This window comes from Spongiibacter pelagi (assembly GCF_014705705.1).
Taxonomy (GTDB): domain Bacteria; phylum Pseudomonadota; class Gammaproteobacteria; order Pseudomonadales; family Spongiibacteraceae; genus Spongiibacter; species Spongiibacter pelagi.
This window is the reverse complement of record NZ_JACXLD010000005.1, coordinates 99349-113946: the sequence shown is the minus strand read 5'-3', so window position 1 is coordinate 113946 and position 14598 is coordinate 99349. Positions and strand designations below refer to the sequence as shown.

The window sequence follows — 14598 nt, the reverse complement described above, 5'->3', positions numbered from 1 at the left end:
AGTTTTTAACGAAAGAGGCTAACGAGGGTTGTTTACGCCGAACACAAATTTAGGGAGAAAATACTACTCCAAGTTGGCCCAGATTTCAGCCTTCCTAAAGTTATGGCAATGTTGATTAATAATCAGCATGTTGGCCGCCCAAGGCGACCAAACAAGAGAGAAAAGGTGGCGCCTGATACGACTTAGCGCAACAGCAGCAAGGGATGATCTGCTTTTTGCAGCATTTTTGCGGTAAAGCTGCCGAACAACATATCTCGGATGCGGTGATGGCTAAATGCGCCCATTACCGTCAAATCAATACTGTTTTGCTGCTGATACTCACACAAAACCTCTTCCGGCCGCCCATCCAATAAGGCCGTTTTATGAGCGATACCCACGGCATGTAATTTCGCGGCGGCAGATTCTAATACTGCGCGTTTATCAGCACTTCCCACCATCACCAAATGGCAGAACAGCGATTTGAAAAGAGGACTCGCGGCGACCATCTCCAGCGCTTTATTCGCCGCATCGGTGCCATCGTAGGCCAGCAAAATATTCTTCGGCCCAGAAAATTCGTGATTGACCACCAGCACCGGACGGTGCAAAGCACGGATAACCGACTCGAGATGGGAGCCAAGCTGCCCTTGAGCGTGATCTTCACCATGCACGCCTAACACCAACACTCGGATTTGCGCTTCAAGATCGACCAGCGACGCTTGCAAGCTACCGTGACGCTGCCAGCTTTCAACATCGTCAACACCGGCCGCATTGGCATGATCATGTGCGGCGGCCAGCATCAGCTTGCCTTTTTCTAGCAACAGCCGGGTACGCTCCTGCTCAACCCGCGTCAGCTCTTCTAGTAACTCGCCCTGCGAGCCAAGGCCGATACTGCCACTTAAATCTGAAACCGCCGCATTATGGCGCTGCTCCAAATTGTGCAACAAGCGCAGCGGTGCACCCGTCGCCTTTGCGACCCAAGCCGCGTAATCACAAACTGATTTTGTGAGCGCGCTGCCATCAATACCGGCCAGCACAATATTCTTATCATTATGTGGCATTAGTGAGCCCCCAATACCTTATCGATTTCTTCGGGTTTATCGTGAATACCGAAACGGTCGATAATCGTTTCACTGGCTTCATTAAGCCCGATCAACTCAACGTCTGCACCTTCACGACGAAATTTAATCACCACTTTATCAAGCGCGGCGACCGCAGAAATATCCCAAAAATGGGCACGGCTAACATCAATCTGCACCTTATCAACGGCTTCTTTAAAATCAAAGCTGGCAACAAAGCGATCCGCCGAATTAAAAAACACCTGCCCCACAACCGTATAAATGCGCTCGATGCCGGTTTCCACGCTGCCCGTCTGCGACGAGCTGACATACATAAAGTGGCTGACCTTATTGGCAAAAAACAGCGCCGCAAACAACACCCCGACCAAGACACCAAAGGCGAGGTTGTGCGTCCATACCACCACAATCACCGTAGACAGCATGATGATATTGGCCGACAGCGGCTTGCTGCGCATGTTGGTAATCGACGACCAATCAAAAGTGCCGATAGACACCATAATCATTACCGCCACCAAAGCCGCCATGGGAATGACCGCGACCCAGTCGCTGAGAAACACCACCATCAACAACAGCATTGAACCGGCGAACAAGGTCGACAAGCGTCCACGACCGCCGGACTTCACATTAATTACCGACTGGCCAATCATCGCGCAGCCCGCCATGCCGCCCATCATGCCAGACACAATATTGGCGATACCCTGACCTTTGCACTCGCGATTCTTATCGCTGTCAGTGTCGGTCAAATCATCCACAATCGTGGCCGTCATCAATGATTCCAACAGCCCCACCACCGCCATAGCAGCAGAATAAGGGAAGATAATCTTCAGCGTTTCAAGATTGAGCGGAATATCCGGGAACAGAAATACCGGCAGCGTATCTGGCAACTCACCCATATCGCCAACCGTGCGAATATCCAAACCAAGCGCCAACGCGACTGCCGTCATCACCAGAATGCACACCAACGGCGAGGGAATTACCTTGCCCACCTTGGGCAACAGCGGAAACAAATAAATAATGCCCAAACCCGCAGCGGTCATGGCATATACCGGCCAAGTGACATTGGTCAGCTCCGGCAACTGCGCCATAAAAATCAGAATCGCCAGCGCATTCACAAAGCCAGTCACCACCGAACGCGCCACAAAACTCATCAACTGACCGAGCCTGAAATAGCCCGCCAGAATTTGCAGCACACCGCAGAGCAAACTCGCGGCAAGCAGATACTGCAAACCGTGATCCTTAACCAAATTCACCATTAACAGCGCCATCGCACCGGTGGCAGCAGAAATCATACCGGGACGACCACCCACAATTGCAATGGTGACCGCAATACAGAACGAGGCGTACAGCCCAACTTTGGGATCAACCCCCGCAATGATCGAAAACGCGATCGCTTCAGGGATTAGGGCGAGAGCAACAACGAGACCAGCGAGGATGTCGGCTCGGACATTGCCGAACCAGTCTTCTTTTTTGGAGAGTAATAACATAGTATTTTAAAAACGCGGGGATAGCGGAATGAAACAAGTCCGCCATTATACCCTTTACGGGGTCATGCTGATAACGAAGGGATGATGCGGACTCGCCTAATATCTAATTTCACACTTGCTTGTTAAATACCACGTGTAGGTATCTGATAAACCCTCTACTAGACTGACACTCGCAATCCAGCCCATTTCATTTAGCCGCGAAACATCCATCAACTTTCTTGGCGTGCCATCAGGCTTAGTTTCATCAAATACTAGCTCTCCCTCAAAACCCACCACCTCTTTCATCGTCTCAGCCAATTCTCTAATGGTGCAATCCACCCCTGTTCCCACATTCACATGTGAAAGCATTGGTTGTGTATTGGCTTGGTAGGTTTCTAAAGGCAGGTTCATTACATGCACACTGGCTGCCGCCATATCATCTACATGTAAAAACTCACGCATGGGTTTACCTGTACCCCACACCACCACTTCTTTATCACCATTGATTTTGGCTTCATGGAAGCGGCGCATCATGGCGGGGATAACATGGCTGTTTTCAGGGTGAAAGTTATCGTTTGGCCCATAGAGATTAGTTGGCATAACCGAGCGGTAATCCACACCATATTGGCGGTTATAGGATTCACAGAGTTTTATGCCTGCGATCTTGGCTATTGCATAGGGTTCATTCGTAGGCTCGAGCGTTGCGGTAAGCAGCGCTTCTTCTTTCATTGGCTGTTCTACATTTCGTGGGTAGATACATGATGAGCCAAGGAATAAGAGTTTTTTTACGCCATTGCTGTATGCGGCATGGATGATATTGTTTTCAATCATCAGGTTTTCATAGATGAACTCCGCTGGATAGGTGTTATTGGCATGAATGCCCCCTACTTTGGCGGCAGCGAGATAGACCTGATCGATCTTATTTTCTGCAAAGAAGGTATTTACGGCTTGCTGGTTAATGAGATCCAGCTCAGCGTGGGTTCTAGTGATGATTTCGTTATTGGGATCTTTTTCCAGCAAACGAACCAAGGCTGAGCCCACCATGCCACGGTGGCCAGCAATATAGATGCGTTGTTTGCTCATGATTAATTCTCGCGGGGTACGCTAATGTCAAAGCCATGACCTTTGAGCAGTGCATGGCGTTTGGCTTTATCCAGGTCTTCCATCACCATCTCTGAGCACATCTGCTCTACGGTAATTTCTGGCACCCAACCCAGTTTGGCTTTGGCTTTTGATGGATCACCCAGCAGAGTTTCTACTTCGGCGGGGCGGAAGTAGCGCTTGTCGACCTTAACAATTTCATCGCCCACTTTTACGGAAGGGGCTTTGTCACCGGAAACCGCGCTCACACGCCCTACTTCGTTGATGCCCTCTCCAGAGAATTCCAATTCAATACCCAGCTCTGCGGCACTCATGCGTACAAATTCACGTACCGAGATCTGTTTGCCTGTGGCAATAACAAAGTCTTCTGCTTGTTCTTGTTGCAGCATCATCCATTGCATACGCACATAGTCTTTGGCATGGCCCCAGTCACGCAGTGCATCCATATTGCCGAGGTAGAGGCAGTTCTCTAAGCCTTGGGCAATATTAGCCAGTGCACGGGTTATTTTACGGGTAACGAAGGTTTCGCCACGGCGGGGAGATTCGTGGTTGAACAGGATGCCGTTACAGGCATACATGCCGTAGGCTTCACGGTAGTTTACGGTGATCCAGTAGGCGTAGAGTTTGGCTACTGCATAGGGTGAGCGCGGGTAAAACGGGGTGGTTTCTTTTTGTGGGATTTCTTGAACCAGACCATAAAGCTCAGAGGTCGACGCTTGGTAGAAACGGGTTTTCTCGGTTAAGCCTAATAGGCGAATGGCTTCAAGAATACGCAAGGTGCCAATGCCATCCACATCTGCTGCATATTCAGGTTGCTCGAAAGAAACGGCCACATGGCTCATGGCGCCAAGGTTATAGATTTCGTCTGGCTGGACTTCTTGGATAATTCGAGTGAGGTTAGAGGTGTCGCTTAAATCACTGTAGTGCAGGAAAAGATTGGGATTATCTGAATGGCGGTCTTGGTAGATGTGATCAATACGCTCGGTATTAAATGAAGAGGCTCTGCGTTTGGTGCCGTGGACTTCGTAACCTTTTTCTAGAAGAAACTCTGCTAAATAAGAACCGTCTTGACCCGTAATACCGGTAATTAATGCAACTTTTGACACGTAGTAATCCTTTCTCTTAAACGTGAAGATTTGTTTGGAAGTTCAATCCCCCCATTTACGGCGACAGCAATTCGTAAAATTTAATCTATGCCTTGCCTAAACTTACCATCAATGGGGCTATAACTTATTACTGCTTAAATTTGGAGATTGGATGAAAGCTACCGCTGCGCCATTGAAACCCCTCATCGGCTAACCTCAACATAGGCATATCACCTTGTGAATCACCATATGCATATACTTTACTCGCATGCTGAAGCTGCGAAAACTCTTTACGCAAGCGCTCTACTTTCTGGGCACCAAAGCAATTATTACCACTAAGCCTCCCCGTTACTTTTCCATCAACCACTTCCAATTCTGAGCAGATGAGCCGATCAAATCCCGCAAATTTAGACCAGGGCAGCAACCATAAGTCCAGTGACGCACTAACAAGAATACAGGTGTGGCCCTGCTCCTGATGCCAACGCAACTTGCTCATACCCTCAGCTCGTAACAATTCGGGCACTGTTTCCCGAGCAAAAATTTCTCCTAACATAAACAGAGATTTTTGCGTGCGGCCCTCAAGAAAATACTTCAACACTCGAGCCTTGGCGACATCATTTCGAATAACACCAGCAAAGTAGCCAACTAAAATAGGGCTCATCAACACAAGTCCCCAAAGAAACCGAGGCTTACCCACCACAAATTGCAGGAACGGCATCAGCGAGTCACGGGAAGTCAGAGTGCCATCAAAGTCGAATAGGGCAACGGTACGTTCATCTTTTAGCACAGAACTGCCTCAAAGTACTCAAAGTGAAAGTCTTTTAAAAATAGCGTCTGGGATATGGCGAATAACGAACATAACCACAGCCCAAAACCAAGGAAGGTACACATCACCCTTCCCCTTTTCCATGGCCTTCACAATACCGCTAGCAACCGAATCTGGCTGCGCCCATAGCGGCCCCGTTTTTTCAAAACCGACGGTCATCGGCGTGTCCACAAAGCCGGGTTTAATATTGACGACACTGACACCACTTTTAAACAAGCGATTACGAAGACCTTGCATGAACAAGCTGACCATTCCCTTGGCCGCACCATACACATAATTGCTCTGTCGACCACGATCACCAGCCACTGAGCTTATCACGGCAATTACGCCACGCCTCTGCTGCTCAAAATAGTTACCCACCAAGGTCAACAGACTGAGCACACTAAGAGCATTGGTATCGATTTCTACCAGCGTGGTTTCCCAACTGGATTCACAGTCCTTTTGAATTGGCAAAGTACCATGCGCCACAAGAATGGCGTCTAGCCCTCCTAGCGCGTTAATGGCGTCATCCAGTAATTTCATATGACCCTGACTGTCACGAATATCCATAACAGCACCGATTATGTTGCTGTTCGGCGCACGCACATTAAGGTCTTTAACAATAGAATCCAGTTTTTCTGCATTGCGAGCCACGCAATACAATGACGCGCCTTTGCCGACAAGCTGTCGCGCTGTATGCTCAGCAATACTGGAGGTCACACCGATGATCATGACTTTGTTTAATACATTCATGTGGTAATACGCTTCCAAAAATTGGAGGTCAGTTGTGGATCAATATAGTGAGCAAATTGCTCCCAGGCAGGAAAGGCCTGTCGAAACAACTCAGCCGGCATTCGAGCATCCTTGGCTGGATAGAGAGCCCCACCCGCCTCATGAACAATGCTGTCCAATGTTTCAAACAATGACTGGGTATGCCCCTCCCTATTAGGAAAATCCAACGCAAGGGTAGCTCCAGGGCGAGGGAAAGAAAGCATACCGGCGGCAGGCCGTTCACCAAACGTTTTCAGCACAGCCAAGAACGATCCTTGACCACTCTTAGAAATGGCTTGAAGCATTGCATTGATACCATCTACTGAGGTTTGAGGTGGCAACACACACTGATACTGGTAAAACCCCTTGCGCCCATAGATTCGATTCCAATGTCTGATGGCGTCTAGCGGATAAAAATAGGGCACATAGTGAGCAAAACCACCGAGGGGCTCCACAGGCTTCCGAAAATAGAGCGAATTAAAAGCACGTAGACTCAGGTTATTAACCAAAGATATAGGTGAATCTAGCGGAAAGGTCAGCGTCTTTTCCCGAGAAAGGGGTTTAGGGGTCAGTGATTCGCTGCTTTGAAAGGAATGGGCATCAAGATGCTTTGCAGCGTAATAAACACCACGACCCAAGTTGGCACCTTTGGCCAGACAATCAACCCATGCTACGGTATAAGGCCAATTGGCCTCCATGGATTTGTTCAACTCCCAAAACTCACTCAGGTTAGCAAAACGCTGAGAGACGACTCTCATCCATGGTGATTCAATAGCCAGTAACTGCAATCGCACACTAGCAATTAATCCTGTCAGACCAAGGCCTCCGAGGGTGGCTTGAAACCACAAAGGGTTCTCCTCTAAGGAACAAGTCAATATCTCGCCGTCCGAACGAACTAACTCCAAGCTAATCACGTGATGGCCGAAACTACCCGCAGAGTGGTGATTCTTACCATGAACATCATTGGCGATGGCACCTCCCACAGTCGCAAAGCGCGTTCCCGGAGTTACGGCTAGAAACCAACCCTGACTAACTGTGAGATCGAGGACTTCCTGTAAGGTGACTCCGGCCTGGCATTCCAATACACCAGTATCGGGGTCAAAAGCGATAAAACGATCGAGATGACGGGTTTTTAGTAAGGTTGCATCACCTGTTAAACAAACATCCCCATAGCTACGACCATTTCCGTAAACGGTAAAAGGACCATTTCGGGATGGAAACTGCGCCAACCGCAATGCGATTACTTCCTTAGGTTTCAACCGCGGAATGCGGTTCCAAGATACTGGCGCCCTACTCAAGCCTCTTCTCCATGCCGGCTATTGTAAAGCGCAATAATACCTATAATTACCGCAAACCAAAGCGTCGCCAAACGAATAAATACCGTAGCGGCAACTGCCTCGGGGGTCGGCATATCTTTAAGAACCAACAGTGAAACCATCACCACCTCAGCGCCACCAAGACCACCAGGCATAAAACTAAGGGCACCGGCAAGCATAGACAGAGCATAGACAAAGACAGCAAAAACCAAATCAATATCCGTACCCAACCAATCAAGCACCAGAAAGAACGCCAAGGCCTCTGCCCCCCAAGCCAGTAAGCTAAGCATAGTATTGCCAAGCAACATGATCGGAGTGTGGCAGCGGCGGGTGTCGTGCAGCAAATGGGCTAGATACCCCAGTGCTTTTAGTAAACGACTGCCATTATCTTGAGAGTAAGCTTGCAGGCAATCAATCAGTCGCTGGCTCGATATTGCTATAAGAACCAGCACGACAAAAACACCTCCGGCCACGACAATAGGCTGCGCTTTTGGGTATAGACTTAAACCCACTAAAGCAAGCAAAGTGATGGCTACTAGATCAGATAGGCGCTCGCTTATGAAAGCAGCAAAGGTAGTTGGAAGCGGCACCCCGCGACTTTTTAGCAACACGCCACGAAATACTTCACCCGCCTTTCCTGGCGTAGTTGTCAAGGCGAAACCGGCTAAGTAAATGCGTAGGCTGGGAAGTACGGGAACCCTGTGGCCTAAATGCCCCAAGTACAGTTGCCAGCGAAAAAAACGGAGGCCGTAATTGAACAACGAAAGCGCAAGCGCCAATAGGGTACCTTGCACTCCGATCCGTACTAGGGCATTTACAACATCTTGCCAGCCCCCCCAAAGTGAAAATGCCAAATAGGCGACAGTAGCGACAATCACAGAAACAATAATCGCCTTAAAACGCCAGCCATCAATACCTAGTGAGCTCATGACAAAACCATAACTGTACATACCAACCAAGCGGCGCAAGTCAATAAGAGATGTTTGTCAGATAACAGGTCTTTCGCAGTATCGGAACCACGAGCCTTTTGATGCAACAGGAACAAATATCGAAATATACCGTAGGCAACAAAGGGCAAGGTATAGACCAGGTTCCCAGTACCATGCAGCGCAACGGTCTGAGGCGAAACGGTATAAAGACCATAGCTGAGGATCGTACAACCAGCGGTTACACCAATAAACTGCTCAAGCATTATTGGGCTGTAGTCATCCAACACCTTACGAGTTAGTGCCTTTTCCGCTCTTTGATCACTATTGAGGCTACTCAGGTTATGCACTAGAAGTAGTTCCGCGCGACGCTTAGAGAAGCCCAAAAACAGGGTCAACATAAAGCCACACAACAAAAGCCATGACGAAGGCATGATATCTAGGCCTACTGTACCCGCCAAAATGCGCAACATAAAACCAGCGGAAATAACAAAAACATCAAGGATCACAACATGCTTTAGGCGCCATGAATAAAAAACATTGAGGACAAAATAGCTACTGGAAAAAAGTAATATCCATATGTTTACGACCAAAGACAGCACGATAGAAATGGCAACCAGCACAAAAAGGAGTAATCGCGCCTCAAAAATACTAATAGCGCCACTCGGCAGCGGCCTACTGCGCTTACTCGGGTGTTGGCGATCAGCCTCAATGTCCACCAAATCATTGAGTACATAAACTGCGCTAGCCATAGCACAAAATGCAAGGAACACGAACGCAGCCTCACCCCAGCTTGCCGCGTCCCATTGCGGTGAAAATAGTGGTCCAATTAGCACAAAACCATTTTTAATGTATTGATGTGGACGCATCAACCTGACTAGGTTTTTCATTCCAACCATGCCCCTTGTCAATTAGTTGTTTTATCTGTTCGGAGCCAACTCGGCGATGAGCGCGCCAACAACCAAGCCAAGGTCGCAAACAGAAACCAGTTAGCGAACTCATCGACATAAAACGACCGTATCCGCAGGTGCCACAATGAAACCAAAATCGCAATTAAGGTAAAAAGAGCAACTTGATTAACTCTTTTAACTCCAGCCTTTGACCAGACAACTAATTGAGGAATAGTCAGAATCAAAAACATCAACCGATAGTCCCAGTTGTTACCTAATAAAAATGTCCCTAAGTAAACACCAGCTCCAGCACGAAATGCGTGCAAGTATTTATCACAATTACCATGATAGAGTTGTGGCTGAAGGAGTAACACTCGTATTGCATTTGCTAAAATCAGAGCCACGAACGCATAACTGAGAAAGCGCAAAATCTGCCCGCCCTGCACGTTTGTTTGCATGACCTTCATCCACACAACATTCATACCATAAGCCAAACCCACCGGCTTCGGCGTGCCGTCGAAGACAAGCTGTAAATCATGCCAAGTGAATGCGGTATATGCCCCCCCCATTAGAATGGTGGCCAACAACAATCCCACACAAAGCTTTTTATCTTTAGCAAGAAACAAGGTAGCAGCAAACACAGGAAAGAGTTTTAATACAAATCCCAACCACACCGCAGATAACATTGCTGGCCAAGCACGACCAGCCACTAGGGCAGCAAAAGCCACAACAGCGAAGGCTAGTAGATCATTGTTTCCACGCTCCATTCCCAGCAAGGTGGCCGGAGACAACACCGCGAAAAAAGTCCACCAGAGCGCTGCCTTACAGGCCCCGGTCAAGAGTATATTTAGCGAAAGTAGAAATAAGCCTATGAAGCACATACCAAGCCACAAGGTATCGCCGCTTCCTATTCCAAATTTATATAGCCCTTGCCATAAGCGAGGGTAATTCAACTGCCGACCCCATGGATCTGCAGGGTTTTCCAACATGGGATCAAAACCCTCTGTAAGCGACTCCGCTCCATGAGTAATAGTACGCAGGTCAGCAAAGAAAGGAGTCATCACCGGCACTTTCCAGTAGCCAAAGGTACCCTCATGCCCCTTCAGCGTATACAGAGAAGCAAATAGTAAAACCAGGAAAACACTGACAACCCAAGGCCTCAGCGTAGGAGAAAAAAACATGAACTTAACACTCACGGAATAAATATGGACGGACAGTAATCGAAGGCTAATCACCCCCCCTCAAATAAGAGACCACAAAAGGTCTGTTCAGCACACTTGAAGACTTGTCCCCTTTAATAAATTACCCAAAATTTCCTGTCTCGCTGGCGTGAGCACAGGTTTTTCCATTATTCTTCAGCCTGCTGATCGACTTTTTAGGGCCAGCAGATATTCCTTAAAAGCTGAGGCAATATCCAACTGCTGACTGACCAACTAAAGTTAAGATACAAATTTTCTGAGCTATAGTACAACATATGGGCATTACGGTATGAATTATGACCACCCAGCGACTACTGAAAATTGAATCACATTAAACCTGAACCCCATAAAATCGATTCTGGAGGATTAGGTATTTACAAAAAATCCCTGCAAAGACCTACCCTATGTTGGCTTAGACCAATTTGGTAAGGAAGCTTGCAAACATGTATCGATACACCAAGCCATGACAAGAGAAGGAGCAAGTCTTTTCATCGCCCCGAGCCTAATCAATCGCGGCTGGAACGAGCACACTAAGCACTTAATGGAACCAACCCCAAAAACATCACGAGCAAAAGATTTTTTACATCCCCAAAAAAAACGAACCTGCCTTATGAAAATATCTGTCATCACTATTAACTACAACAACAACCTTGGACTTAAAAAGACCATAGAAAGCGTAAAAGAACAAACTGCGCCCAACATCGAATACATTGTCATAGATGGCGGCTCAACGGACGGAAGCTTTGAAACCATTCAATCAAACCAAGAGGCAATACATTATTTCACAAGTGAAAAGGATCGCGGAATATACCACGCAATGAATAAAGGCATTGCAGCATCCAGCGGAGACTACATCATTTTCTTAAACTCTGGCGACAACTTCTTAACACCAAAATCTCTCCAGGAACTTTCCTCGCCCAGCTTAGAAAAAGACATAATCTATGGGAACATCCTAATTAATAAAGTAAACAAAAGTAAAATAACAAAATATCCCCAACACCTCAGCTTTATCGACATCTACACAAGAAGCCTACCGCATCCAGCAACACTCATAAAAAGGTCACTTTTCGAAACAGTCGGGCTTTATGACGAAAGCAAGAAGATCGTCTCGGACTGGACTTTTTTTATTATCGCAATATTCAAAAAAAATGCGAGCTATGAGTATCGGGATGTGCTTGTTACAAGCTTCGATGGCCATGGCGTAAGCGCCGACCCCAAAAACAAGCAGCTAATTAATAATGAGAAAGCAGAAACCCTTTACGAACATTTTCCAAGAATAGCAAACGACATCACAGATCTTTTAAGATTAAAAAAAATGGAAAAAACTATAAAGAGAAATCCACTTCTCTACGTTTTACTACGAAACTACTTTTAATCTTCTAAAGACTTATAAAAACAAAGCGTTTTTTCTCGCATTTTTTCCAACAACAGCTCATGCTCCGCCCAAAAAAACAACTTTTTGAAATTTTTCTCAAATCGAGATGGATTTGAGAAAAATTCTCTTATCTTGTTGTTTATAGCCCCAACATCTCCTACAGGAACTAAAGCTTCAGAGGGAAGCAAAACATCCGCACCATCCATCTTCGTACTAATAATCGGTGTTTTACTTAATAACGCTTCAGCAACAACATAGCTAAAACCCTCTTTGTAGGATGAGACAATTGCCAAATCAGCTATTCTAAGCAGTCTAGATGCCTCTGGAATTTGCCCCACAAGTCTTATCCTGCCCTCCAGCCCCAGCTCAGAAACCTGCCCTATGAGCTGTTGTCGTTCAGGGCCCTCACCAGCGATGACAAGATTAGCCTCTACCCCCTGCCAAGCTTCAACAAGCAAATGAAAACCCTTTCCGCGAGAAAGCATGCCAACTGCAACAGCCATCGGCAAAGTCGAATCTAAATCCCAGCTCTCAAGAAACTCACTCTTCGGCATATCAAAATTTTGGATCTCGGAAATGCCGTTATAGATCACAATTCGAGATTTGTTTTTTAATGGCCCAAAGACACCCGGACCAACACCAATCACACCATCCATTTTCTCAAAGCCCCTAAAATCCCTTTCTCTCTTCTGGTGCCAATGAATAGTTCCAACACACTTAGCACGAATGAATGGTTTTATCCTAGCTAGATGTACCGAAGAATTCTTTCCGTGAGCATGGACTACATCTGGATTTAGCTTTCTTATCGCTAAAAAAAGTTTAAACGTATATAAGAGGCTCTTTATTTTTTTTTCTGGCTTTATATCAACATGGACTATCTTAGAATCAAGCTCACGCGAACTTTCTACTGGTGTAATAGCACAAACATCATGCCCACCTACGCTTAAGCTGTTACTCAAATCTATAACATGCTTAGCAAGCCCACCTGTACCTGCAGACAAAAACTGGCAAACTTTCATACCTTCAACCTTCTTGCATTACATTTCACTAAAATGTACATTTAAAGAAATGTATGGCTCACTTAAATTCAACGCTGTTTAATAACACATGGAATATTAAAAACCGGGAAAAATCAGAGTTTTTTATCTCATCTCGCCATAAAAAAAAGTTCTTTCAATTCCTTCCACCCAATTACTCGGCGGCAAACTAAATTCCTGCACAAATTTTGCAGAGGACACCACCGAGTAAGAGGGACGCTTCGCAGCCGTCGGATAATCTATTGTGGAGAGCGCAGCCACTTTGGGCATAGATGCAATCTTTCCACGCTGACCGGCCACAGAAAGTATGGCTCGAGCAAACTCACACCAGCTCACCACCTCATTACCCGCATAATGGTAGAGGCCATATTTTTTCTCGGCATCAGTTTCGCAAATTTTCAAACAGGCTGTAGCAATATCCCCGGCGTAAGCAGGACAACCATACTGGTCATCCACAACACGAATTTCATTATCTTCTCGAGCTAATCGCAACATCGTTTTAAAAAAGTTATTACCATACTCACTGAAGACCCAGGACGTGCGCAGAATAAAGTGCTTTCCCCAAACCCGGCGAATAGCCCTCTCACCCTCCAACTTGGTTTCACCATACACGCTCTGAGGGTTGGTAGCATCTTCTTCGATATAAGGTGTTGTTTTATTACCGTCAAACACATAATCAGTTGAAAAATGAATGAGTAACGCATCAACTTGCATAGCTGCAATGGCAATATTTTCTGCACCTAAAGCATTTACCGCTCTAGCTAACTCACGTTCTTTTTCGGCTCTATCTACAGATGTGTAGGCGGCAGCGTTGATTATCACGTCCGGAGAAAATTCTCTCACAACATCAAGCACACGCTCTTTATCCGTTATATCAAGCTGCCCACGATCCAACGGAAGTAACTCATGATTCGTACAAGAAAACACATCCTGAATACATCGCCCAACTTGCCCTCCCGCTCCGGTTAGCAATACTTTCATAAAAAAATTTCATCACGATAAGCACTAAACATAGGCGCAGAAGAATCTTTCACAGAAAGTTTCAGAGGCACTCCATTCTGTAATGGCCATTGAATCGCTAATTCAGGATCATCCCAAGCAATACCCCCCTCATCCTCCGGCTGATAGTAATCGGTACACTTGTATTCAAAAGCAAGGGTTTCACTTAAGGCTAAAAAACCGTGTGCAAACCCAGGCGGCATCCAAAACTGCCGGCGATTTTCAGCGGATAGTATTAGGCCATACCACTGACCAAAGCTGGTCGAACCTCTCCGAATATCTACAGCAACATCAAACGATTCGCCATGAGTCACACGCACCAACTTCCCCTGCGGCCGAGTTCGTTGGAAATGCAATCCTCGTAAGACTCCTCTCTCAGAATAAGAAAAATTATCCTGAACAAAAGGCAAATTCAGCCCCGCCTCTTTGCGATACCTTTCTACATGAAAGGACTCGTAGAAAAACCCTCTACTATCACTGTATACCTCAGGTTCGATAATTAGACAGCCGTCTAAGGGCGCCTCTATGACTTTCATACCAACACTCACAAATCAGCAGTATGTTGGAAAGGCATCC

14 protein-coding genes are annotated in these 14598 nt (G+C 46.6%); 1 reads left to right on the top strand and 13 read right to left on the bottom strand.

The annotated features are described in order from the left end of the window. Nucleotides 1-182 precede the first annotated feature (182 nt). The 10 genes from IB286_RS10295 to IB286_RS10250 all read right to left on the bottom strand — a co-directional run bounded on the left by IB286_RS10295 (nt 183) and on the right by IB286_RS10250 (nt 10593). Complete coding sequence (locus tag IB286_RS10295) at nt 183-1037, bottom strand: universal stress protein (protein WP_190765197.1); 855 nt, start codon at nt 1035-1037, stop codon at nt 183-185. After that, nucleotides 1037-2539, bottom strand: a complete 1503-nt coding sequence (locus IB286_RS10290) for a SulP family inorganic anion transporter (protein WP_190765195.1) — start codon at nt 2537-2539, stop codon at nt 1037-1039. Before IB286_RS10290 ends, IB286_RS10295 begins: the two co-directional genes overlap by 1 nt. 96 nt (nt 2540-2635) lie before the next feature. Next, entirely contained in the window at nt 2636-3601 is a 966-nt protein-coding gene (gene fcl / locus IB286_RS10285; protein WP_190765193.1) for a GDP-L-fucose synthase, read from the bottom strand. 2 nt (nt 3602-3603) lie between these two features. Beyond that, entirely contained in the window at nt 3604-4725 is a 1122-nt protein-coding gene (gene gmd, locus IB286_RS10280) for a GDP-mannose 4,6-dehydratase (RefSeq protein WP_190765191.1), read from the bottom strand. Between the two features lie 127 nt (nt 4726-4852). Next, the gene (locus tag IB286_RS10275) at nt 4853-5491 is read right to left on the bottom strand and encodes an HAD family hydrolase (RefSeq protein ID WP_190765189.1); all 639 of its coding nucleotides are present in this window, start codon (nt 5489-5491) and stop codon (nt 4853-4855) included. Nucleotides 5492-5509: 18 nt separating this feature from the next. After that, nucleotides 5510-6262, bottom strand: a complete 753-nt coding sequence (locus IB286_RS10270; protein ID WP_190765187.1) for an SDR family oxidoreductase — start codon at nt 6260-6262, stop codon at nt 5510-5512. Continuing rightward, a complete protein-coding gene (locus tag IB286_RS10265) occupies nt 6259-7578 on the bottom strand; it encodes an FAD-binding oxidoreductase (RefSeq protein ID WP_223826301.1) in 1320 nt (439 codons plus the stop codon). The genes IB286_RS10270 and IB286_RS10265 overlap by 4 nt, the downstream gene beginning before the upstream one ends. Further along, entirely contained in the window at nt 7575-8546 is a 972-nt protein-coding gene (locus IB286_RS10260; RefSeq protein ID WP_223826300.1) for a lysylphosphatidylglycerol synthase transmembrane domain-containing protein, read from the bottom strand. The genes IB286_RS10265 and IB286_RS10260 overlap by 4 nt, the downstream gene beginning before the upstream one ends. Beyond that, nucleotides 8522-9412 (bottom strand): decaprenyl-phosphate phosphoribosyltransferase, encoded by an 891-nt coding sequence (locus IB286_RS10255; protein WP_190765185.1) that lies wholly within the window; start codon nt 9410-9412, stop codon nt 8522-8524. The genes IB286_RS10260 and IB286_RS10255 overlap by 25 nt, the downstream gene beginning before the upstream one ends. A gap of 17 nt (nt 9413-9429) precedes the next feature. After that, nucleotides 9430-10593, bottom strand: coding sequence for a hypothetical protein (locus IB286_RS10250; RefSeq protein WP_190765183.1), 1164 nt, complete (start codon nt 10591-10593; stop codon nt 9430-9432). Nucleotides 10594-11074: 481 nt separating this feature from the next. Here IB286_RS10250 and IB286_RS10245 point away from each other — a divergent pair, with 481 nt between their 5' ends. Continuing rightward, entirely contained in the window at nt 11075-11986 is a 912-nt protein-coding gene (locus IB286_RS10245) for a glycosyltransferase family 2 protein (protein ID WP_190765181.1), read from the top strand. Here IB286_RS10245 and IB286_RS10240 read toward each other — a convergent pair. From IB286_RS10240 to rfbC, 3 genes are all read right to left on the bottom strand, one after another. Next, a complete protein-coding gene (locus tag IB286_RS10240; RefSeq protein WP_190765179.1) occupies nt 11983-13005 on the bottom strand; it encodes a glycosyltransferase in 1023 nt (340 codons plus the stop codon). The genes IB286_RS10245 and IB286_RS10240 overlap by 4 nt on opposite strands. 123 nt (nt 13006-13128) lie before the next feature. Then, nucleotides 13129-14004 carry a dTDP-4-dehydrorhamnose reductase gene (gene rfbD / locus IB286_RS10235; RefSeq protein ID WP_190765177.1) on the bottom strand — a complete coding sequence of 292 codons (876 nt, stop codon included), beginning with the start codon at nt 14002-14004 and terminating at the stop codon, nt 13129-13131. Further along, a complete protein-coding gene (rfbC, locus tag IB286_RS10230; RefSeq protein ID WP_190765175.1) occupies nt 14001-14558 on the bottom strand; it encodes a dTDP-4-dehydrorhamnose 3,5-epimerase in 558 nt (185 codons plus the stop codon). Before rfbC ends, rfbD begins: the two co-directional genes overlap by 4 nt. Between the last annotated feature and the right edge of the window lie 40 nt (nt 14559-14598).

Bases quoted from the DNA above. Each gene is read 5' to 3' on its own strand.
- IB286_RS10255 (WP_190765185.1), bottom strand. From the start codon at position 9,412: ATGAAAAACCTAGTCAGGTTGATGCGTCCACATCAATACATTAAAAAT.
- rfbD (WP_190765177.1), bottom strand. From the start codon at position 14,004: ATGAAAGTATTGCTAACCGGAGCGGGAGGGCAAGTTGGGCGATGTATT.
- IB286_RS10245 (WP_190765181.1), top strand. From the start codon at position 11,075: ATGACAAGAGAAGGAGCAAGTCTTTTCATCGCCCCGAGCCTAATCAAT.
- IB286_RS10240 (WP_190765179.1), bottom strand. From the start codon at position 13,005: ATGAAAGTTTGCCAGTTTTTGTCTGCAGGTACAGGTGGGCTTGCTAAG.
- IB286_RS10290 (WP_190765195.1), bottom strand. From the start codon at position 2,539: ATGTTATTACTCTCCAAAAAAGAAGACTGGTTCGGCAATGTCCGAGCC.
- IB286_RS10260 (WP_223826300.1), bottom strand. From the start codon at position 8,546: ATGTACAGTTATGGTTTTGTCATGAGCTCACTAGGTATTGATGGCTGG.
- fcl (WP_190765193.1), bottom strand. From the start codon at position 3,601: ATGAGCAAACAACGCATCTATATTGCTGGCCACCGTGGCATGGTGGGC.
- IB286_RS10270 (WP_190765187.1), bottom strand. From the start codon at position 6,262: ATGAATGTATTAAACAAAGTCATGATCATCGGTGTGACCTCCAGTATT.
- IB286_RS10295 (WP_190765197.1), bottom strand. From the start codon at position 1,037: ATGCCACATAATGATAAGAATATTGTGCTGGCCGGTATTGATGGCAGC.
- IB286_RS10250 (WP_190765183.1), bottom strand. From the start codon at position 10,593: ATGTTTTTTTCTCCTACGCTGAGGCCTTGGGTTGTCAGTGTTTTCCTG.
- rfbC (WP_190765175.1), bottom strand. From the start codon at position 14,558: ATGAAAGTCATAGAGGCGCCCTTAGACGGCTGTCTAATTATCGAACCT.